Raw genomic sequence first — 21,366 nt, 5'->3', positions numbered from 1 at the left:
TGCGGGCCGTCGGTGCGGGCCGGTCAGTGCTTGGGCCGGCCCATCAGCTGGCCGATGTTGTCGAGCAGCGGTATCTGCACCCACGGGTTCGGCTGGGCCACCAGCGTCAGCAGCACGATCGAGGCGCCCAGGAAGGTCAGCACGATCACGTCGGTGAAACGGCTGCGCACCGCCAGCATCCCGACCTCGGGCAGCACCAGCCGCAGCACCGCGCCGAGCAGCACGCCGCAGCCGAGGATCAGCAGCCCGTACTTGAAACCGTCCTTGAAGTCGGCGAACCAGGTGACCGCGAGGCCCGCGCCGACCACCAGCAGGACCAGCGTTATCGGCCACTGCCGCACCGGCAGGGCGTGGTCGCGTCCGAAGGCCGCGCCCGCGCCCTCGGGCGGCAGGGTGCCGGTGGTGCCGACCGGCCTGCGCCGGGGCTTCGCCGGTCGCGGTTCAGTCATCGCTCGCCGTCCCTCGGGTGTCAGACGCCGGCGCGGCGCTCGGCCGCCTCGACGATGTTGTTGAGCAGCATCGCGCGGGTCATCGGGCCCACACCGCCGGGGTTCGGGGAGATCCAGCCGGCCACCTCGGCCACGCCCGGGTGGACGTCGCCGACGATCTTGCCCTCGCTGCGGCTGACGCCCACGTCCAGCACCGCGGCGCCCGGCTTGACGTCCTCCGGCTTGACCAGGTGCGGCACGCCGGCGGCGGCCACGATGATGTCGGCCTTGCGCAGGTGGGCGCCGAGGTCCTGGGTGCCGGTGTGGCACAGGGTGACGGTGGCGTTCTCGCTGCGGCGGGTCAGCAGCAGGCCGATCGAGCGGCCGACGGTGATGCCGCGGCCGACCACGACCACCTCGGCGCCGTTGATCTCGACGTCGTGGCGGCGCAGCAGCTCGACGATGCCGAGCGGGGTGCACGGCAGCGGGCCGTCGATGCCCAGGGCGAGCCGGCCGAGCGAGGTCGGGTGCAGGCCGTCGGCGTCCTTGTCCGGGTCCATCAGCTCCAGGACCGGGTTCTGGTCGAGGCCCCTGGGCAGCGGCAGCTGGACGATGTAGCCGGTGCAGGTCGGGTCGGCGTTGAGCTCGCGGACGACGTTCTCGACGTCCTCCTGGGTGGCGGTGGCGGGCAGCTCGCGCTGGATCGAGGCGATGCCGACCTCGGCGCAGTCCTTGTGCTTGCCGTTCACGTACCAGCGGCTGCCCGGGTCGTCGCCGACCAGGACGGTGCCGAGGCCGGGCGTGACGCCCTTCGCCTTGAGGACCGCCACGCGGGCGGCGAGTTCGGACTTGATCGCGGCGGCGGTGGCCTTGCCATCGAGAATCTGGGCAGTCATGACCCCATTCTCCCGGATCGCGCGGGCTCCCCGTACCGAGGGCGCCCGACCGGCGCGGGACGGTCCCGGACGGCCGTGCGGACGGGTGGACACGCGGTGGACGAGCGGGTGAACGGACGGGTACGAAGGTTCGCCGCACGTTGCGGTTGCGCCACAGTCTTGACCCGGCGCGCGGAACCGGCTGGACAGGGCGCCATCGTCCGGTTGACGATAAGCGCATTCCCGCCGCGAACCGGCCCGGTGACGGGCCGACGGCCCTCGCGGCGGAGCGTTGTACCCCGGGGGAAAGAGCCAGTGAGCCGATCACAGCAGAACGAGCAGTCCGACCGCGGCGGCACCGCCCCGCCCGTGCCTCACCCGTCGGCCGACTCGCTTCCCTGACGCTCACCACTCTGCCGAGCCGCGGCGCCCGTCACCGCCGCCGGGCTGTCACCCCGCCGCGCTAGCGTCCCCTTCGGCCGGTGACCCGACTCACCAGCCGGCACCGGGCCGTCAGCGTCCCGTCCCCGCGTCCCCGTAACTGCCCGGAGGCATCCATGAGTTACCCGCCCGACCCGAACAACCCGTACGGCCAGCCGCAGGCCGCGGCCCCGGGCTACGGCCAGCCGCAGGCCGCCCCCGGCTACGGCTACCCGCAGCAGGCCCCGCCGCCGGCCGCCGCCCCGGGCTACGGCTACCCGCAGCAGGCCCCGGCCTACGGCTACGTGCCGGTCGCGCCGCCGTCCATGCCGGGCCTGATGACCACCGCCCGGGTGCTGCTGTTCATCGTCGGCGGCGTGCAGACGCTCGCCGCGATCTCCTACATCATCATCGGGGCGGCCGCCAAGGACGTCACCACCGCCGCCAGCAGGACCACCAGCGACGACAACCCGTTCACCGCGCTGGGCGACGCCGCCGCCGGTGTCCTGCTCGTCGTCGGTGTGGTGTTCGGGCTGTTCGCCGCGCTCTCCATCACGCTCGGCGCGAAGTTCGGCAAGGGCGGCAACGCCGTCCGGGTCACCACCATCGTGTACGGCTCGCTGGGCGCCCTGGTCGGCCTGCTGATCCTGCTGGGCGCCGTCTCCGGCGGCACCGCGGTCGGCCTGGTGATGGCCGTGCTCTGGCTGGCGATCAGCATCATCTGGATCACCGCCATGTGCATCCAGGACGGCGTCAACTGGTTCAACCGCCCGCGGTACTGACCGGTCCCCGTGACAGAGCGGCCCGGCTCCCTCCTCGGAGGGGGCCGGGCCGCTCTGTCACACCGTCACGCCGTGGGCGGGATCAGTGGAAGAAGTGCCGCGCACCGGTGAAGTACATGGTCACACCGGCCTCGGCGGCCGCCGCGACGACCTCCTCGTCGCGGATCGAACCACCGGGCTGCACGATCGCCCTGACACCGGCCGCGATCAGGATCGCCGGGCCGTCCGCGAACGGGAAGAAGGCGTCCGAGGCCGCGTAGGCGCCCTTGGCGCGCTCCCCGGCCCGCTCGACCGCGAGCTTGCAGGAGTCCACCCGGTTGACCTGGCCCATGCCGACGCCGACCGAGGCGCCGTCCTTGGCCAGCAGGATCGCGTTGGACTTCACGGCCCGGCAGGCCCGCCAGGCGAAGGCCAGCTCGGCCAGCTCGTCCGCGGCGAGCGCCTCACCGCTGGCGAGGGTCCAGTTCGCCGGGTCGTCGCCCTCGGCGTGCACCCGGTCGGCGTCCTGGAGCAGCACGCCGCCGGAGACCGGGCGCACCTCCTGGCGGTTCGCCGGGGCCCCGGGGGCCAGCAGCACCCGCAGGTTCTTCTTGCGGGTGAGCACCTCCAGGGCGCCCTCCTCGTAACCGGGGGCCACCACGACCTCGGTGAAGATCGGGGCGATCTGCTCGGCCAGCGCGACGGTGACCGGACGGTTGACCGCGATCACGCCGCCGTACGCGGAGACCGGGTCGCACTCGTGCGCCCTGCGGTGCGCCTCGGCGACGTCGGCGCCGGTCGCGATGCCGCACGGGTTGGCGTGCTTGATGATCGCGACGGCCGGCTCGGCGTGGTCGTAGGCGGCGCGGCGGGCGGCGTCGGTGTCGACGTAGTTGTTGTACGACATCTCCTTGCCGTGCAGCTGCTGCGCGCCGGCCAGGCCGCCGGTGCCGTCGCTGTACAGCGCGGCGCCCTGGTGCGGGTTCTCGCCGTAGCGCAGCACGTTCTGCCGCTCCCAGGTGGCGCCCAGGAACTCGGGGAACCGCTCGTCGCTGGGCGCGTAGCCGTCCTCGAACCAGGAGGCGACGGCCACGTCGTAGGCGGCGGTGTGGGCGAACGCGGCACCGGCCAGGCGCTTGCGGGTGGCCAGGTCGAAGCCGCCCTCCCGCGCCGCCTCCAGCACGTCGCCGTAGCGGGCCGGGTCGACCACCACGGCCACCGAGGGGTGGTTCTTCGCGGCGGCGCGGACCATGCTCGGGCCACCGATGTCGATCTGCTCGACGCACTCGTCCGGGGTCGCGCCGGAGGCGACGGTGGCCTTGAACGGGTAGAGGTTCACCACAACCAGGTCGAAGGGCTCGACACCCAGCTCGGCCAGCTGCGCGCGGTGCGACTCCAGCCGCAGGTCGGCCAGCACGCCGGCGTGCACGCGGGGGTGCAGCGTCTTCACGCGCCCGTCCAGGCACTCCGGGAAGCCGGTCAGCTCGGAGACCTCGGTCACCGGGACGCCGGCGGCGGCGATCCGGCCGGCGGTGGAGCCGGTGGAGACGATGGCGACCCCGGCGGTGTGCAGGCCCTGGGCCAGCTCCTCCAGACCGGTCTTGTCGTACACGCTGATCAGCGCGCGACGGATCGGACGAACGTTCTCCGAAACGGGCGTGGTGGTGGAGCTGGCACTCATGCCGGAATCCATACCTTTCGGTCCTCGATGCGGTGACCTTCGCGGGCCAGTCGGCCCACGACGTCGACGAGCAGCTTCCGCTCGACAGTCTTGATGCGCTCGTGCAGCGCTTCGCCGCCATCGGCGTGGTCGGCGTCGGTGACCTCGACGACGCCCTGCGCGATGATCGGCCCGGTGTCCACGCCGGAGTCGACCAGGTGGACGGTGCAGCCGGTGACCCTCACGCCGTACGCGAGCGCGTCGGTGACGCCGTGGGCGCCGGGGAACGACGGCAGCAGCGCGGGGTGGGTGTTGACGATCCGCCCGGCGAAGGCGGCGACGAACTCGGGGCCGAGGATCTTCATGAAGCCGGCCGTGACCACCAGGTCCGGCTGGTACCCGGCGACGGAGGCGGTCAGCGCGCGGTCCCAGTCGGCGCGGTCCCGGAAGTCCTTCACCCGGTGGACGAAGGTCGGCAGGCCGGCCTTCCCGGCGCGCTCCAGTCCGGCGATCCCGTCCCGGTCCGCGCCGACCGCGATGATCCCGGCGCCGTAGGCCGGGTCGGCGACGGCGTCGATCAGCGCCTGGAGGTTGGTGCCGGAGCCGGAGACCAGCACCACCAGTCGGGCCGGACCGGGCGTACGGGGCGGGAAGTGCTGGGCGGGGGCGGCCACTGCGCGTTTCTCCGTAGGTCGGGCGCCGTCCGCTGGTACGTCCACCGGCGGTGGGGCCACTACGAACGGCAGGTCGAGCGAGGGGGAACTCCGGGGAAACCCACCGCGACGCGGGCCCCGGGGAACCTCTGTGGGCTGCTGACCGTCACCACGATAACGGCTGGTCGGACGGCCTCCGCACCCTCCCGGCGGCGCTACGCGCGTAGTTGAGACGGGGATCTCCTCCGGCCCGCCGCACCGGAGTTGCCCCGGCCCGTACCGGCCCTCCCGGGCCCCGGGCACGGCCCGCCGACGGCCCGGCGGGCGGCTGCGGGATCATTGGGGCGCGGGAGACCGCTCCGACGCGAGACCCTCCGAACGAGGCCCCGACCGAGAAGGAATGGCTGAACCCATGAGCAGCGGCGACGACACCGGCGAGCGCAACCCCTTCGCGCCGCCGCCGGCGGATGCCCCGGACGAGCCGTGGCAGCCGCGCAGCCCCTGGGCCGGCGGGGGCCAGGACGGTACCGGAGGTCAGGGCGGGCCCGGTGGTCCCGGCGGGCAGGGGGGTCCCGGCGGGCAGGGGGGCGAGCGCCCGCGGCTCCCGTCGCCGTGGGGCCCCGGCAGCGGCGACGGCCGTCCCGGCCAGCGCCCGCCGGCCCCGCAGCCGCCCCGGCTCGACCCCGCCGACCCGGTCCACCGCAAGGCCCGCAACGCCGCGCTGGCCGGGCCGTTCGCGCTGGTCTGCCTGTTCGCGGGGTTCCACTGGATCGCCCTGCTGGTGGGGGCGCTCGGCATCGTCTGGGGCGTCGGCGCGCTGCGCGGCCGGCAGCCCGCCCCGGCCGCCGTCGCGATCGCCGGCCCGGCCGGCCCCGTCCCCGCGGCCCCGGCGTCGAACCCGCTCACCCCGGCCGCGCTCGCCGGCATCCTGACCGGCGCGATGACCATCGTGGTCGCCACCACGGTGATCGGCCTCGGGTACCACTACCGCGACTACGTCACCTGCGTCCAGGACTCGCTGACCAGCGTCGGCGCCCAGAACTGCGACCGGTACGCGCCGCAGTGGTACGTGGACTTCAGCGGGAACACCGAGTAGGTCAGCCCGCCGGGTCCGGGTCGTCGGGGCCCGGCCCGCCGGCGCCCCCGGCACCCGGTGCGGACAGCCGCACCACGAGGGCGTGCGTACGGGCGCGCAATCCCAGTACGCTCCGGCGCGCCTGCCCCGCGAGCGGGGCGTACGCGCCCCTGCCGTCCGCCGGGCCCAGGGTGCGGTACCGGACCAGCAGGGCGCCGGGAACGGCCACCAGCGCGATCCAGCCCGCCGCCGCCAGGCCCGTCCACCCCGGCACCGGCCCCACCCAGGCCATCCGCTCCCCCGCCAGCGCCCCGCCGGAGAGCCGGCCCAGCAGCGCCGCGCCCGCCCCGACCGTCAGCGCCACCGCCAGGGCCGCCACCGCCGTCGCGGCCCACGGCCAGGGCTCCGGCCGCTCCCCCGACCCGGCGGCCGGGAGCCGCCGGCCCGCCGCCGCCCGGCCCAGCAGCACCGCCGGCACCACTCCGGCCAGCAGCGGCAGGGCCGACACCACGAACCGCCAGCCGCCCGGGCCGTCCGCCGGCAGCAGGGCGAACAGCGGGAACTCGGGCACCGGGCCCAGCGCCGTACCGGCCGGCGACACCACCGTCCCGGTGCCCACCACGAACCCGGGGCCCAGCGCGTACGCGGCGCCCCACAGCACCGCGTTCGGCAGCAGCACCACCGTCAGCAGCAGCAGCCCCAGCAGCGCGGCGGGCCCGCCGCCCAGCAGCGCCGTCCCGCGCCCGCCGCCCGCCACCGCGTCCAGCACCGCCGAGCCCGCCACCAGCAGGGCGCCCGCCGCGACCAGCCCGGCCCCGGCGGCCAGCGCCGCGGCCCGGAGCACCGGCCCGGCGCCGGCCGGACGGTACGGCGGCGGGAGGCGGTCCAGCGGGGAGCCGGCCGGCGCGTCGAGGACGGTGACCGAGCGGGCTCCGGCCGCCGTCGCCAGGCCCGCCACCAGGGCCACCACCAGGACGTCCGTCAGCACCCGGCTGCGGAACAGCCCGGCGCCCGCGCAGTGCAGCGCCACCGCGACGGCCACCGCGCAGTACCCCGCCCAGAGCGCCACCGGGCCGCCCCAGCGCGAACGCAGCCCGCGCCGCGCCGCCACCCCGGCGCCCGCCCGGTAGAGCCGGACCACGGCCAGGGCCCCGATCAGCAGCGGTGTGACGGTCAGCGGGGCGTCCGCCGCGCCGCGCACCACCGGCGCGCCGTGCCCGAGCAGCCAGAGCACCCCCGCCAACCGGGTGGCAGCGGTCGCGCCGTCGTCCGCGTACGGCGTCACCACCCAGAGCCCGAGCACCGGCACCCCGACCGCCGCCAGACCGACCAGCGCCGTCCGCACCCCCGCCAACAGGTCGGCCAGCGCGGGGCGTCCGCGCAATTCGCCGGACGATTCGATGATCGGACGGCCCATCAGCTGCGTCATGCGCCACATGGTGCCAAGGCGACTCGCCATGCTCCGTGAAGCGCGAAACCGCCGCCGTGTCCCAGATTATTGGCTTATGCGCATTTTCAGACCTTGCCCCCAAGCCGCCGGCGCCCCGGCCCGGAGCGTCTGATGGCCACGCCGCCCACCGCCGACTCCCCCACTCCGGAGCGCCACCGCAGCCCAGCCCGCGCCGAGACCGACGCGGGCCGCCTGCTGCGGAAGCTGACCCCCCGTGAGGCCCAGGCCCTGGCCCACCTCGCGGCCGGCCACGACCTCCCCCGCACCGCCGCCACCCTCGGGGTCACCCCCACCACGGCCCGCAGCTACCTCCAGCGCGCCCTGCGCAAGCTCGGCGCCCGCACCGAGGCCGAGGCCCTCGCCCTGCTGGCCGGCTCGCTGCCGCCCCCCGCGGACCCCGCCCCGGCCGGCCCGGAAGCGGCCGCGGACGCCGAACCCCCCTCGGCGGGGCCGATGCCGACGGGACCGGCCACAGCGACGGGCACGAAGGAGTCGAAGGGCACGAACGGGAAGCGTCGCCGCCCCAGGACCGGGAAGCCCACCCCTGGTGCCCTCGGCGACGCAGGGCCGGGGACTGCGGCCGGGAACCCGTGCCAGGGCTCCTCCCCCGCCCCACCCGGCGGCGCGCCACCGGCCGCCGGGCGCGCGCAGGAGGAATGCGCGCCCACCGGCCCGGCGGCACGCCCCGCCGCACCGACGGCGGGCGACGGGCATGGTCAGCCCTCCGGTACGAGCCGCACACCGGCGCCCCCCGCGGACCCCGGACCGGTCAGGCCGGAGAGCACCCAGGCCCCCGACGGGCGCCCGTCCCCTGGCGTCGGCCATGGGCCGACAGCCCCGACCGGCGCTGCCGGCGACGGCGGCCCACCCCGTCGGCCCCCGGCCGCGCAGCAGACGGACGACGGGCAGCCTCAGGCCGCCGGGCCCGTGGAGCCCATCGCCGCCGAGCCCGACCGCACCCGGGAGACCGGACAGCACGACGCCGCCACACCCCCGCCCACACCCCCGGCCCCGCCCACACCCCCGGCCCTGCCCGTCGGCCCCGGGCAGGCGGCGCTGGCCGCCGTCGCGCCCTCGGGCGCGGACGACGACCTCGACGCGGAACCCCCGTTCCCCCCGGTGATCGGTTTCGAGGAGCTCTACGAGTCGGCCCACACCCGGCTGGTCCAGCAGGTCTTCCTGCTGACCGCCTGCCGGCACCGGGCCGTGCACTGCGTACGGCGGGCGTTCGGGGACGCCCGGCGGAGCTGGGGCGCGGTGGCCCGCTCGGGGAGCCCGGAGGGGTGGGTCCGGGTCAGGGCCTGCGAGCTGGCGCTGTCGCCGTGGCACCGGGGCGGCCCCCGGCGGGCGCACGCGTGGCGGCTGCCGCACCGGCGGATCAAGGTGCGGCCCGCCGACGAGTCCCAGGCCGTGCTGCCGGACCACGACCGGCTGACCGACCGGGACCGGGCGCTGCTGAAGGCGCTCAAGCGGCTGTCCAGGCCGCAGCGCCGGGCGCTGGTGCTGCACGACGGACTCGGCCTGCCGGCCGTGGCGGTCGCGGTGGAGGTGGAGTCCACCCTGGCGGCGGCCGAGGGCCGGGTGTGGGCCGCCCGGGCGGCGCTGGCCCGGTGGGTGCCCGAGCTGGTCGGTGCCGACCCGGCGGCGCCGGGCTTCGCGGACGGGCTGAGCGGACTGCTGCACCGGGCGGCGGTGCGCGGGTGCCCGGAGCCGTACCGGACGCCGGTGCCGGTGCTGTGGGCCAGGCACCGGCTGTGGGCGGCAGGCCGGACGGGCGCGGCGGCGCTGCTGACGGTGGCGGTGGGCGGGGCGACGCTGGCGACCCTGGCGGGGGTGCGCCCGGCGGAGCTGTTCCGGCCGCCGGCCCCGCCGGCGCCCGCGCCGTGCCTGTCCGCCGGAGCGGAGGCGGAGGAACCCGGCGTGCCGCTGCGGCCCGGCCGGGAGCCGAACGGCATCACCAGCATCTGGTGCAGCCCGGCGCCCGGGCTGGAGGCCGTCCTGATGGAGCCGCAGCCGCAGGCGGCCGCGCGCTGGGAGCTGCCGGCGGCGGCCCGGGGTGCCGCTCCCCCGCCGCAGGGCCCGGTGGCCTGTCCGCTCTGGTCGCCGCTGCCCTGCACGACGGGGCCGAAGGGCCGCTGAGCCGGAACGACGAGCGCCCCCGCCCGGGAAGGGCGGGGGCGCTCGTCACGCGCGGGGCGGGATCAGGCCTGGGCGGCGATGATCTCGCGGGCCAGGCGGGCGGTCTCGGACGGCGTCTTGCCGACCTTGACACCGGCGGCCTCGAGGGCCTCCTTCTTCGCCTGGGCGGTGCCCGAGGAGCCCGAGACGATGGCGCCGGCGTGGCCCATGGTCTTGCCCTCGGGAGCGGTGAAGCCCGCGACGTAGCCGACGACCGGCTTGGTCACGTTCGCCTTGATGAAGTCCGCGGCACGCTCCTCGGCGTCGCCACCGATCTCACCGATCATGACGATGAGCTCGGTCTCCGGGTCCTCCTGGAAGGCCTTGAGCGCGTCGATGTGGGTGGTGCCGATGACCGGGTCGCCACCGATGCCGACGGCCGAGGTGAAGCCGATGTCCCGCAGCTCGTACATGAGCTGGTAGGTCAGGGTGCCGGACTTCGAGACCAGGCCGATCTTGCCGGAGGTGGTGATGTCGGCCGGGATGATGCCGGCGTTCGACTGCCCGGGGCTGATCAGGCCGGGGCAGTTCGGGCCGATGATGCGGGTCTTGTTGCCCTTGGCACCGGCGTGCGCCCAGAAGGCGGCGGTGTCGTGCACCGGGACGCCCTCGGTGATGACGACCGCGAGGCCGATCTCGGCGTCGACGGCCTCGACGACGGCGTCCTTGGTGAACTTCGGCGGCACGAAGATGACGGTGACGTCGGCACCGGTCTTCTCGATGGCCTCGGCGACGGTGCCGAAGACGGGCACCTCGGTGCCGTCGACGTCTACCGTGGTGCCGGCCTTGCGCGGGTTGACACCGCCGACGATCTGGGTGCCGGAGGCGAGCATGCGGCGAGTGTGCTTCATGCCCTCGGAGCCGGTCATGCCCTGGACGATGACCTTGCTGTCCTTGGTAAGGAAGATAGCCATGGTTGTGAAGTCCCCTTCCTTACTTGTTGGCCAGCTCGGCGGCGCGGTCAGCGGCGCCGTCCATGGTGTCCACACGCTGGACCAGCGGGTGGTTCGCGTCGTCGAGGATCTTGCGACCCAGCTCCGCGTTGTTGCCGTCCAGGCGGACGACCAGCGGCTTGGTGACGTTCTCGCCCTTGCTCGCGAGGAGCTCCAGGGCCTGCACGATGCCGTTGGCGACCGCGTCGCACGCGGTGATGCCGCCGAAGACGTTGACGAAGACCGACTTGACGTCGGGGTCGCCCAGGATGATCTCCAGGCCGTTCGCCATGACCTCGGCGGAGGCGCCGCCGCCGATGTCGAGGAAGTTGGCGGGCTTGACGCCGCCGTGGTTCTCACCGGCGTAGGCGACCACGTCGAGGGTGCTCATGACGAGGCCCGCGCCGTTGCCGATGATGCCGACCTGGCCGTCGAGCTTGACGTAGTTCAGGCCCTTGGCCTTGGCGGCGGCCTCCAGCGGGTTGGCCGCGGCCTTGTCCTCCAGGGCCTCGTGCTCGGGCTGGCGGAACTCGGCGTTCTCGTCCAGCGAGACCTTGCCGTCGAGCGCGATGATCTTGCCGTCACCGGACTTGATCAGCGGGTTGACCTCGACGAGGAGGGCGTCCTCCTTGATGAAGACGGTCCACAGCTTCTGCAGGACGTCGGCGACCTGGTCGGCGATCTCGGCCGGGAACTTCGCCGCGGCGACGATCTCGGCGGCCTTCTCCGGGGTGCAGCCCTCGTTGGCGTCGACCGGGATCTTGGCGAGCGCCTCGGGGTTCTGCTCGGCGACGACCTCGATCTCCACGCCGCCCTCGACGCTGGCCATGGCCAGGAAGGTGCGGTTGGTACGGTCCAGCAGGAACGAGACGTAGTACTCGTCCTTGATGTCCGCGGTCTGGGCCAGCATCACCTTGTGAACGGTGTGGCCCTTGATGTCCATACCGAGGATCGCCTCGGCCTTGGCGACGGCGTCGGCCGGGTCGGCGGCGAGCTTGACGCCACCGGCCTTGCCGCGGCCGCCGACCTTCACCTGAGCCTTGACGACGGCGCGTCCGCCGAAGCGCTCGGCGATGGCGCGAGCCGCTTCGGGGGTCTCGATGACATCACCGTCAAGCACGGGCACACCGTGCTTGGCGAAGAGGTCCCTCGCCTGGTACTCGAACAGGTCCACGTGTGTTCGTCCTTGTTCGTGGTCGCGGATTGTGTCTCTACGAGCGTGCCACGGCAGGATCTTCGCTGCGGGTCGTCGGGGCGGTGCGGGTACGCAGAGGTACGGCCTTGCGGCCCACACAGCCACGGGCGCTCACGTCAATCAACACGCGCGTCACGTCCGTCTGGCAGGTTATCCCCGTGGGACGGGACCATTCCGCCCGGGGCCTGCCCGTCTTGGGTGAGAACCGTCACAGAAGGCCAGGAAGGACCGGGTGGACGCCCGGTCCGCCGATCCGGCCGATTAGCGCATCCGGGTGAACCCTCAAGCTCCCCCGCCGGCCCCCTCGATCAGACTCCGCGGGATCGGGCGCTTCTCGATCGCCGCCGCCATGATCTCGGGGAAGGCGTCCGGGGTGCAGGCGAAGGCGGGCGCGCCGAGCGAGGCGAGGGCGGCGGCGTGCGCGTGGTCGTACGCCGGGGCCCCCTCGTCGGAGAGCGCGAGCAGCGCGATGAACTGGACGCCGGCCGCCTTCATCGCGGCGACCCGCTTGAGCATGCCGTCCCTGATGCCGCCCTCGTACAGGTCGCTGATCAGCACCACGACGGTCTCGGAGGGCCGGGTGATCTTCGACTGGCAGTAGGCGAGCGCGCGGTTGATGTCGGTGCCGCCGCCGAGCTGGGTGGCGAACAGGACGTCGACCGGATCGGTGAGCTGTTCGGTGAGGTCGACCACCGAGGTGTCGAAGACGACCAGCCGGGTGTCCAGGGTGCGCATCGAGGAGAGCACCGCGCCGAAGACCGCCGAGTGCACGACCGAGGGCGCCATCGAGCCCGACTGGTCCACGCAGAGGATGACGTCCTTCTTCACGGCGTGCTGGGCGCGGGCGTAGCCGACCAGCCGCTCGGGGACGACGGTGCCGTGCTCGGGCAGGTAGTTCCTCAGGTTGGCCCGGATGGTGCGGTCCCAGTCGATGTCGCGGTGGCGCGGCCGGTTCACCTTGGCGCTGCGGTCGAGGGCGCCGCCGAGGGTGGCCCGGGTGCGGTCGGCGAGCCGGCGCTCCAGGTCGGCGACCACCTTGCCGACCACCGCCCTGGCGGTCTCCCTGGTGGTCTCGGGCAGCGCGTGCTTGAGCGAGAGCAGGGTGCCGACCAGGTGCACGTCCGGCTCGACGGCCTCCAGCATCTCCGGCTCCAGCAGCAGCCGGTCCAGGCCGAGCCTGGTGATCGCGTCCTGCTGCATCAGCTGGACGACGGTGGACGGGAAGTACTCGCGGATGTCGCCCAGCCAGCGGGCCACCTGCGGGGCCGAGCCGCCCAGCCCGGCACTGCGGCGGCCGCCGCGGGCCGTCCTGGCGCCCTCCTCGGGGGCGCCGCGGTAGAGCGCGGCGAGGGCGCCGTCCATCGCGGCGTCGCGGCCGTGCAGGGTGCGGCCGGTGCCGTCGGCCTCGCCGCCGAGCACCAGCCGCCAGCGGCGCAGCCGTTCGTCGGTCGTGGGCGCTGCCATCTCGTCCTCCTCCTTCAGCGGGTCCTGCGGTGGGGCAGGTGATCGGTACGGCGGGTGCCGGCGGTACGGCGGGTGTCAGGTGTCGCGGCCGGCGGCCTGCCGGGGGATCTTCGGGCGGATGCCGAGCAGCAGGGCCACCACCGGGACGGCGGCGTCGGCGCGGGCCCGGTCCAGCTCGCGGGCCGCCGCAGGGGCCGCCGGGGGCTCGCCGAGCGGGCCGGCCGCGACCCGGCCGCCGACGGTGCTGCGCACCCCGGCCTCCAGCCCGGCGAAGGTACGGCGCAGCAGCGGCAGGACGTCGGTGAAGACCTCGCCGCTCACCCCGGTCAGCCACTCGTCCAGCAGGGCGAGCAGCCGGGGGTCGTGCAGCAGCAGGGCGCCGCCGCCGGTGAGGAAGCCCTCGACCCAACCGGCCGCGTCCGCGGGGGCGTTGGCGACCGAGAGCACCAGCCGGAGCCGCCGGCCGGCCTCCTCGGAGTCGAGCCGTCCGTCGTCCAGCAGCAGCCGTACGGCCCGGCCGCGCAGCAGTCCGGGGGCGCCGGTGGCCGGTCCGCCGGCCGGCTCGCGGCGGGCCAGCGAGCGCAGGGCGGCGGCCCAGCGGTCGGCCAGACCGGTCAGACCGTCGGGGTCATCGGGGTCATCGGGACCCCCCGGGCCCTTGGGGTCCGAGGGCCCCGGCCCGGCGGCGGCGGTGCCGCCGGTGTCGGAGGCCAGCAGGCCGATCGCGCCGTGCACCTCGTCGAGACGGCCGCGCATCGCCGCCGCGCTCTCCGCGTCCAGGCCGACGCAGGCGGGCGGCAGCCCGACGCAGATCCGCTCGGCCAGGCCCGAGGCCGCCCCGGCGAGCGCGCCGTGGTCGGTGCCGCGCACGTCGCCGTAGCGCAGCGCGCGGACCAGGGCGGGCAGCGCGCCCGCGAGGTGGGCCACGTCGGTGTCCAGGGCCGCGCAGTCGGCGAGCACCCGCATCACGGCGGGCAGCGCGCCGGACAGCCCGGCCAGCAGGCAGGTCTCCACCAGGCCGGTCAGCTCGGCCAGTTCCCCGGCGGCGCGGGCGGTGCCGACGGCCTTGTTGACCGCCGCCTCCTCGACCGTGGTGCCCCACTGGGCGGCCTCGGCGATCCGGACCGCGAACTCGGGCTGCCAGCACAGCCGCCAGCTCTCCCGGAACGTCCCGGTCGAGTTCACCGAGGAGCGCGCGGGCACCCCCCAGTCCACGCCCAGCAGCCGCAGCCGGTGCAGCAGCCGGGAGCGGGCCGCGTCGGTCTCCTTGCGCAGGTCGAGGCCGACGTCCTTCGGCGCGGCCTCGGGCTTGAGCCGCAGCGAGCGCTGCAGCCGGGTCAGGTCGCGCTGGAGCGGCACCGCGGGGGCGGCGTCGGGGACCTCGCCGAGCGCGTCGCCGACCACCAGGCGGTCCCTGACCAGCTCCAGGGCGACGTCCGAACCCTCGCAGAGCACCGCGCGGACGGCGTCCAGGGTCTCGGTCAGCCCGGCGAGCGGGCGGCCGCGCAGCACGGCCAGGGTCTCGGCCAGCCGGACCGCCTCGATCACGTGCGCGGAGGAGACCGGGTGGTCCTCGGCGCGCAGCAGGCCGGCGGCCCGGGTGAGCCAGCGCGGCACCGGGTCGCCGTCGGTGGTGAACAGGTGGTGGTACCAGCCGGGCGACCGCACGCCCGCGCCGTAGCCGGTGGCCTGGGAGAGCCGGCGGTGCGTCCACGGCACCCAGGTGATGTCCGTCCTGGTCTTCTTCGGCAGCTCGGCGAGCAGCGCCCGGTCGTGGGCGGCGGTGGGCATCCGTTCCAGCGCGGGGACGTGGAAGGCCCCGCAGACCACGGCGATCCTGCGGTGCCCGGCCCGGCGGGCGGCGCGGATCTGCTGACGCATGTACGCCTCGCGCCGGAGGTCCCGGCGGGACTCGGCGAGGCCCTCGGCGCGCAGGGCGCCCATCGCCTCGGCGACGGCGGCGAACGGCGCCAGCGCGTCGGCGCCGGGCGCGCGGTGCTCGACCACGTCCTCCCACCAGCGCTCCGGGTCGTCGTGCCCGGCCGCCTCGGCGAGCAGCGCCAGCGGGTCGGCGGGCAGCTCGGCGTCGGCATCGGCATCGGCGGCGGCGCCATCGGCGTCCTCCGGGGCCGGCGCGAAGCCGTACCCGGCGGGCAGGTCGATGAAGCGGACCGGCAGGTCGAGCTCCACGGCGTACCGGATCGCCACCCACTCCGGGGAGAACTCGGCGTACGGCCAGAAGGCGGCCTTCGCCGGGTCGTCCACCGCGTGGGCGAGCAGCGCCACCGGCGGGACCAGGTCCTTCCCTGCGGCCAGGTGCACGATGCCGTCGGCCTCCGGCGGGCCCTCGATCAGCACCGCGTCGGGCCGCCACTGCGCCAGCGCGGCGGCCACCGCCCTGGCCGAGCCGGGGCCGTGGTGGCGGATGCCCAGCAGGGCGACCTCGGCCTCGGTCATACCGCCACCTCGCGGGCGGCGCGGTAGAAGTCCTTCCAGCCGTCGCGCTCGCGCACCACCCCTTCGACGTACTCGCGCCAGACCGCCCGGTCCGCCACCGGGTCGCGGACGACGGCGCCGAGGATGCCGGCCGCAACGTCCCCGGCGCGCAGCACGCCGTCGCCGAAGTGGGTGGCCAGGGCCATCCCGTTGGTCACCACCGAGATCGCCTCGGCGGTGGACAGGGTGCCGCTCGGGGTCTTGACCTTCGTCCGGCCGTCCACCGTGATCCCGGCCCGCAGCTCGCGGAAGACGGTCACCACCCGCCTGATCTCCTCGGCGCCGCCGGGCAGTTCGGGCAGTTCCAGGGAGCGGCCGAGCTGGCCGACCCGGCGGGTGACGATGTCGACCTCCTCGTCCAGCGAGCCCGGCAGCGGCAGCACCACGGTGTTGAAGCGGCGGCGCAGCGCGCTGGACAGCTCGTTGACGCCGCGGTCGCGGTCGTTGGCGGTGGCGATCACGTTGAAGCCGCGCACCGCCTGCGTCTCGGATCCCAACTCCGGTATCGGGAGCGTCTTCTCGGACAGGATGGTGATCAGACTGTCCTGCACGTCGGCCGGGATGCGGGTGAGTTCCTCGACCCGGGCGATCTTGCCGTCGGCCATCGCCCGCATCAGCGGCGAGGGCACCAGCGCGTCCGGGCCGGGGCCGCGGGTGAGCAGCCGGGCGTAGTTCCAGCCGTACCGGACGGCCTCCTCCGGGGTGCCGGCGGTGCCCTGCACCAGCATCGTGGAGTCGCCGCTGATCGCCGCGGCCAGGTGCTCGGACACCCAGGTCTTCGCGGTGCCCGGCACGCCGAGCAGCAGCAGCGCGCGGTCCGTCGCCAGGGTCGTCACAGCGACCTCGACGACCCGGCGCGGGCCGACGTACTTGGGGGTGATCCGGGTGCCGTCGGGCAGTTCGCCGCCGAGCAGGTACGTCGCCACGGCCCACGGCGAGAGCTTCCAGCGCTCGGGACGCGGACGGTCGTCCTGCCCGGCCAGCGCGGCCAGTTCACCGGCGAAGGCGTCCTCGGCGTGCTGCCGCAGAACGTCGGTCATCTCGGGCTCCTTCGGGTCGGCCGCCGGGCACACGGGTGCCCCGGGCGGCAGGGTGATCGGGGGGAGCCAGGTCGGCGTCCCGGCCTGTGGGAACCACCCTGCACCGGGCCACTGACATCGGCCGCCGGCCCGGCGCGGGGCTCCGGACGGGCCGTCAGCCACTGTCAGTGGCCCCGCCTACGGTCGGTCGCATGGAGGAACGCTGGAGCACCGAACACGTCCTGTCCCTGGCCCCTGACGCCCCCTCGCAGAAGGCCGCGGGCAAGCTCTCCTCGCCCGCGCCGTGGTCCGGCACCGGCACCGACGGCGACGCGGTCTGGGGCGAGTGCAAGGGCAGCGGCCGCACGCCGTACCGCACCGCGATCGAACTCGCCACGCCCGCCTACCAGTGCAACTGCCCCAGCCGGAAGTTCCCGTGCAAGCACGCGCTCGGGCTCCTCCTGCTGTGGAGCGGCTCCCCGGAGGCCGTCGCGGCCGGCGAGCCCGCCGAGTGGGCGGCCGAGTGGCTCGCGTCCCGCCGCAAGCGCGCCGAGGAGGGTGCGAAGGGCGCCAGGAAGCCGGTCGATCCGGAGGCCGCCCGGCGCCGGGCCGAGAAGCGCGCCGCCAACGTCGCGGCCGGGGCCGCGGAGCTGCGGCTGCGGCTGGCCGACCGGGTGCGGCACGGCCTGGCCGACCAGTCCACCGCCGGGCCCTGGGGGGAGGTCGCCGCCCGGATGGTCGACGCCCAGGCCCCCGGCCTGGCCACCCGGGTCCGCGAACTGGACGCGCTGCCGCAGGAGCGGCTGCTGGAGGAGTACGCGATGCTGCACCTGCTCGCCACCGCCGCCACCCGGACGGACGAGCTGCCGGCCGGGCTGGCCGCCACCGTCCGCACCCGGGTCGGCTACCCCGCGGACACCAGCCGGACGGACCCCACCGTCCGCGACCGCTGGCTGGTGCTCGGCACCAGGACGGCGCCGATGGAAGGGGGCACCGACGAGCGGCTCACCACCCGCCGGATCTGGCTGCGCGGCGCCAAGACCGGCCGCCTGGCCCTGCTGCTCTCCTTCGGCCACCAGGGCCAGGCGCCCGCCCTCGCCCTGCCGACCGGCCGGGTGGTGGAGGCCGGCCTCGCCTACTTCCCCGGCGCCCACCCGCTCCGCGCCGAGCTCGGGGAACGCTACGGCGCCCCCGAGCCCGGCCCCGCCGACCCGCCCGCCGGCCTCACCGTCGCCGAGGCGGTGGCCGGCTACGGCACCGCCGTCGCCGACGACCCGTGGCTGGAGAGCCGGCCGACCGTCCTCGCCGACGTCGTCCCGGTCCGCACCCCGGACGGCTGGTACCTGACGGACGGCCACCACACCGTGCCGGTCCACGCCTCGGCCGTCCCGGAGACGGCGCTGTGGCGGCTGGCCGCGGTCTCCACCGGCCACCCGCTGACGGTCTTCGGCGAGTACGGCCACCAGGGCTTCACCCCGGTCACGGCCTGGGCCGCCGGCCGGCGCCCGGTCGGCCTCACCAACGCTTAGGAGGACCCGGCATGACGACCACCCAGGACCCGTGGGAGACCCTGCGCACCAGCGCCCTGCTCGGCACCGAGCGCCGCCCGCTCCCGGCCACCGCCCTGCCGCTCGCCGACGCCGTGGACCGGGGTGACCCGGCCACCGCCCTGCTGGAGCTGGCCGCCCTGGCCACCGTCCGCCGCCGGGCCGGGGCACTGCCCGTACCGGCCACCGATCCGCCGGGACCGCCCGCGGCCGAGGACGCCCGCCCCGAACTACCCGAACCGGCCGCCCGCCGGCTGGCCGTCCTGCTCTCGGGCCGGTCCGGCAGCGGCGGCGGCGCCCAGGCCAACCTCGCCGAGCTGCTCCCGCAGTGGCTCGGCACCGCCAGGGCCCTGGGCCTGCGCCCGCCCGCCGCGCTGATACCCGGCCTGCTCGACGCCGCCCGGGCCCGCGGCGAACTGCGCGCCGACGCCGTGGCGCTGGCCGGTCCGCCCGGCCGCTGGCTGGCCGAGCAGAACCCCGACTGGCGGTTCGTGCTGCGCACCGCCGACCAGGACGCGGTCCGGCGTGAGGACGACCCGGCCGACCACCAGGTGTGGCACGAGGGCCTGTTCGCCGAGCGGGTCACCCATCTCACGCTGCTGCGCCGCCACGACCCCGCCGCGGGGCTGGAGTTGCTGCGCGGCACCTGGTCCACCGAGCGCGCCGAGGACCGCCTGCTCTTCCTGGACGCCCTCCAGGACGGCCTCTCCCCCGCCGACGAACCGTTCCTGGAGGCCGCCCTCGGCGACCGCAGCAAGAACGTCCGGGCCACCGCCGCCGAGCTGCTCTCCACCCTGCCCGGCTCGGCGCTGGCCGGCCGGATGGCCGAGCGGGCGCGGGCCGCCGTCCGGCTCGCCTGCGCCGGCACGCACCTGCTGGTCACCCCGCCCGTCGAGTGCGACGCGCGGATGCAGCGCGATGGGATCGCGCCCAAGTCGCCCACCGGGCGCGGCGAACGGGCCTGGTGGTTCGGCGAGGTGGTGGCCGCCGCACCGCTCCGGGTCTGGTCGGAGAGCACCGGGCTGACGCCCGGGCAGCTGCTCGCCCTGCGGGTCGGCGACAGCATCGACGAGACCAGCAGCAGCTGGGCCGACGACCTGCGGGAGGCCTGGGCACGGGCCGCCGTCCGCCAGCAGGACGCCGGCTGGGCCCGGGCACTGCTCGGCCCGGCGCCCACCGGACGCGGTGCGCGGGCCCGCGCGCCGCGCACCACCGGCGCCCCGGCCAAGCTGCTGGCCGTCCTCCCGCCGCGGGAACGGGCCGTCTGGACGGCCGCGTTCATCGAGGCGCACGGGCTGGGCGAGGCCTTCCAGCTGCTCGGCGCCTGCGCCACCCCGTGGACGCCGCCGCTGTCCACCGCCGTGGTCACCGCCCTGGCCGGGGCCGCCGCCTCCGGGGCGTACCCGTGGAGCCACAGCGGGGTGCTCGGGATGACGGAGCGCGCGCTCGCCCCGGAGACGGCCGCCGCGGTGGAACGGCTGGCCGCCGAGGCCGCCCCCGACTCCGCCTGGTCCGAGACCTTCGCCCGGCTGGCCGGCACCCTGCGCTTCCGGGCGGCGATGCTCGCGGAGCTGACGGGCTGAGCCCGGGGCCCGGAGCCGGGGTACGGCGGAGCGCCCGGGCACGACGGAGCGGGCCGGCCCCCGAGGGGACCGGCCCGCCCGGCGCGTCCGTCCTCAGCCGGCGGCGCGCAGGTTCGCCTCGACCCAGGCGACCACGTCCCTGGTCGGCGTGCCCGGGGTGAAGATGTCGGCGACGCCCATCGCCTTGAGCTCGGCGATGTCCTCGTCCGGGATGATCCCCCCGCAGAAGACCTTGATGTCCTCCGCGTCGCGTTCCTTCAGCAGCTCCAGCACCCGCGCGCACAGCGTCATGTGGGCGCCGGAGAGGATCGACAGCCCGATGCCGTCCGCGTCCTCCTGGATCGCGGTGTCGACGACCTGCTCGGGCGTCTGGTGCAGTCCGGTGTAGATGACCTCCATACCGGCGTCGCGCAGGGCGCGCGCGATGACCTTGGCACCACGGTCGTGACCGTCGAGCCCCGGCTTGGCGACCACCACACGGATCGGCCCCGACACACTCATGACTGCCTCCTGGACCTCGTCGTCCACCCTCCGACCGGACCTCGTGGGCCGCCGGCGCGGTTAACGGTCGATAACCAACCTGAGGGGAGGTTAGCGCCACCCGGCGCGGTTGGCCGTGCCACCCCCGAAGAGGAGGGCAAAGTCACAGCTCCGGCCCTTGCTACCAGCGGGTATACCCGTCCTTCCCGCAACCTCCGCACAGACCCCCCGGCCGACCCCTTGACATCCGGGGGGTTTTCCGGGGCGCCGGCCTTGGAGCTACAGTCACGGCTGTTTTCCCTCGTCCGACGACGTCCGAGGCCCACCGAGGAGGCAGCCCCCGATGGCTCCCGAAGCAGCCGCCCGTCCGACCCGCGCGGAGCTGCGCCTCGCCGCCCGCGAACAGTCCCGCGCCCAGCGCCGCGGCGCCGCCAGGGCGGCCACCCGGACGGCGCTGCTGCGGGTGGCGCTGCCGTCGGTGGCCGCGCTCGGGGTGGCGGCCGCGGCGGCGATCACGGTGCAGGGGGAGGCGGACCAGCAGCGCGCCCAGGCCGCCGGGCCGGTGCGGCCGCAGGTCGCGGCGGACGAGGCCCCGGGCGACCCGGCCGCGAAGGCGGCCGCCGCACAGGCGCTCGCGACCGGCGACCAGCCGGCGGCCTCGCGCGGCGACGCCCGGCAGCCGCTGGCCGGCACCCAGCCCACCGAGGCCCCCACCGCGCAGCCCACCCCCGAACCGGCGCCCGAGCCGGTCAGGCCCGCGGCGGTCATGCCGGTCGCCCAGCACGGCCTCGGCGAACTGTTCGGCGAGGCCGGCACCCACTGGGCCAACCGGCACACCGGCATCGACTTCCCGGTGGACGGCGGCTCCGAGGTCCGCGCCGTGACCGACGGCACCGTCCGCACCCAGTGGAACGCGTTCTACGGCTACATGACGATCCTCAAGATGCCCGACGGCACCGAGGCCTGGTACTGCCACCTGCGGGCGTACAAGGTGCGCAAGGGCCCGGTGAAGCAGGGCGACGTGATCGCCTTCGTCGGCAGCAGCGGCAACAGCACCGGTCCGCACCTGCACTTCGAGATCCGGCCGCAGGGCAGCGGGCCGGTCGACCCGCTGCCCTGGTTCCTCTCGAACGGACTGGACCCTCGCTGA

Annotated in this window: 17 protein-coding genes; 6 read left to right on the top strand and 11 right to left on the bottom strand. The window is 75.6% G+C overall.

Going from position 1 to position 21,366, the window contains the following annotated elements:
* Positions 1-23: 23 nt before the first annotated feature.
* Positions 24-449 (bottom strand): DUF3017 domain-containing protein, encoded by a 426-nt coding sequence (locus tag ACIQOW_RS33335; RefSeq protein ID WP_401091307.1) that lies wholly within the window; start codon positions 447-449, stop codon positions 24-26.
* Between the two features lie 20 nt (positions 450-469).
* On the bottom strand, positions 470-1,324 hold the full coding sequence (locus ACIQOW_RS33330) for a bifunctional methylenetetrahydrofolate dehydrogenase/methenyltetrahydrofolate cyclohydrolase (protein ID WP_188299052.1): 855 nt from the start codon (positions 1,322-1,324) through the stop codon (positions 470-472).
* 536 nt (positions 1,325-1,860) lie between these two features.
* On the opposite strand from ACIQOW_RS33330, the gene ACIQOW_RS33325 reads away from it, so the two are divergent.
* Entirely contained in the window at positions 1,861-2,505 is a 645-nt protein-coding gene (locus ACIQOW_RS33325; RefSeq protein ID WP_401091306.1) for a hypothetical protein, read from the top strand.
* Positions 2,506-2,587: 82 nt separating this feature from the next.
* Here ACIQOW_RS33325 and purH read toward each other — a convergent pair whose 3' ends face one another.
* On the bottom strand, positions 2,588-4,165 hold the full coding sequence (purH, locus tag ACIQOW_RS33320) for a bifunctional phosphoribosylaminoimidazolecarboxamide formyltransferase/IMP cyclohydrolase (protein WP_401091304.1): 1,578 nt from the start codon (positions 4,163-4,165) through the stop codon (positions 2,588-2,590).
* Positions 4,162-4,818, bottom strand: coding sequence for a phosphoribosylglycinamide formyltransferase (gene purN / locus ACIQOW_RS33315; RefSeq protein WP_401091302.1), 657 nt, complete (start codon positions 4,816-4,818; stop codon positions 4,162-4,164). The genes purH and purN overlap by 4 nt, the downstream gene beginning before the upstream one ends.
* A gap of 391 nt (positions 4,819-5,209) precedes the next feature.
* Between purN and ACIQOW_RS33310 the strand changes: the two genes are divergently transcribed.
* The gene (locus tag ACIQOW_RS33310) at positions 5,210-5,893 is read left to right on the top strand and encodes a hypothetical protein (protein ID WP_401091301.1); all 684 of its coding nucleotides are present in this window, start codon (positions 5,210-5,212) and stop codon (positions 5,891-5,893) included.
* Position 5,894: 1 nt separating this feature from the next.
* On the opposite strand, the gene ACIQOW_RS33305 is transcribed toward ACIQOW_RS33310, so the two are convergent.
* Positions 5,895-7,301, bottom strand: a complete 1,407-nt coding sequence (locus tag ACIQOW_RS33305) for a DUF6350 family protein (protein WP_401091299.1) — start codon at positions 7,299-7,301, stop codon at positions 5,895-5,897.
* Between the two features lie 132 nt (positions 7,302-7,433).
* Here ACIQOW_RS33305 and ACIQOW_RS33300 point away from each other — a divergent pair, with 132 nt between their 5' ends.
* Positions 7,434-9,461: a sigma factor-like helix-turn-helix DNA-binding protein gene (locus tag ACIQOW_RS33300; RefSeq protein WP_401091297.1), complete on the top strand. Its 2,028-nt coding sequence runs from the start codon at positions 7,434-7,436 to the stop codon at positions 9,459-9,461.
* Between the two features lie 62 nt (positions 9,462-9,523).
* Here ACIQOW_RS33300 and sucD read toward each other — a convergent pair whose 3' ends face one another.
* The 5 genes from sucD to ACIQOW_RS33275 all read right to left on the bottom strand — a co-directional run bounded on the left by sucD (position 9,524) and on the right by ACIQOW_RS33275 (position 16,627).
* Entirely contained in the window at positions 9,524-10,414 is an 891-nt protein-coding gene (gene sucD, locus ACIQOW_RS33295; protein WP_401091295.1) for a succinate--CoA ligase subunit alpha, read from the bottom strand.
* A 19-nt stretch (positions 10,415-10,433) separates the two neighbouring features.
* Positions 10,434-11,606 (bottom strand): ADP-forming succinate--CoA ligase subunit beta, encoded by a 1,173-nt coding sequence (gene sucC, locus ACIQOW_RS33290; RefSeq protein ID WP_401091293.1) that lies wholly within the window; start codon positions 11,604-11,606, stop codon positions 10,434-10,436.
* A gap of 303 nt (positions 11,607-11,909) precedes the next feature.
* Positions 11,910-13,091 carry a VWA domain-containing protein gene (locus ACIQOW_RS33285; protein WP_401091291.1) on the bottom strand — a complete coding sequence of 394 codons (1,182 nt, stop codon included), beginning with the start codon at positions 13,089-13,091 and terminating at the stop codon, positions 11,910-11,912.
* A gap of 75 nt (positions 13,092-13,166) precedes the next feature.
* On the bottom strand, positions 13,167-15,548 hold the full coding sequence (locus tag ACIQOW_RS33280; RefSeq protein WP_401091289.1) for a DUF5682 family protein: 2,382 nt from the start codon (positions 15,546-15,548) through the stop codon (positions 13,167-13,169).
* A complete protein-coding gene (locus tag ACIQOW_RS33275; protein ID WP_401091287.1) occupies positions 15,545-16,627 on the bottom strand; it encodes an AAA family ATPase in 1,083 nt (360 codons plus the stop codon). Before ACIQOW_RS33275 ends, ACIQOW_RS33280 begins: the two co-directional genes overlap by 4 nt.
* A gap of 191 nt (positions 16,628-16,818) precedes the next feature.
* Between ACIQOW_RS33275 and ACIQOW_RS33270 the strand changes: the two genes are divergently transcribed.
* Positions 16,819-18,135: an SWIM zinc finger family protein gene (locus tag ACIQOW_RS33270; protein ID WP_401091285.1), complete on the top strand. Its 1,317-nt coding sequence runs from the start codon at positions 16,819-16,821 to the stop codon at positions 18,133-18,135.
* An 11-nt stretch (positions 18,136-18,146) separates the two neighbouring features.
* Positions 18,147-19,736 (top strand): DUF5691 domain-containing protein, encoded by a 1,590-nt coding sequence (locus ACIQOW_RS33265; protein ID WP_401091283.1) that lies wholly within the window; start codon positions 18,147-18,149, stop codon positions 19,734-19,736.
* Positions 19,737-19,829: 93 nt separating this feature from the next.
* Here ACIQOW_RS33265 and ACIQOW_RS33260 read toward each other — a convergent pair whose 3' ends face one another.
* On the bottom strand, positions 19,830-20,237 hold the full coding sequence (locus ACIQOW_RS33260) for a cobalamin B12-binding domain-containing protein (protein ID WP_350503520.1): 408 nt from the start codon (positions 20,235-20,237) through the stop codon (positions 19,830-19,832).
* Positions 20,238-20,559: 322 nt separating this feature from the next.
* Here ACIQOW_RS33260 and ACIQOW_RS33255 point away from each other — a divergent pair, with 322 nt between their 5' ends.
* Positions 20,560-21,366 (top strand): M23 family metallopeptidase, encoded by an 807-nt coding sequence (locus ACIQOW_RS33255; RefSeq protein ID WP_401091281.1) that lies wholly within the window; start codon positions 20,560-20,562, stop codon positions 21,364-21,366.

Origin of the sequence: Kitasatospora sp. NPDC091335, from assembly GCF_044757205.1 — a bacterium.
Taxonomy (GTDB): Bacteria; Actinomycetota; Actinomycetes; order Streptomycetales; family Streptomycetaceae; genus Kitasatospora.
This window is presented reverse-complemented; position numbering and strand designations above follow the sequence as displayed.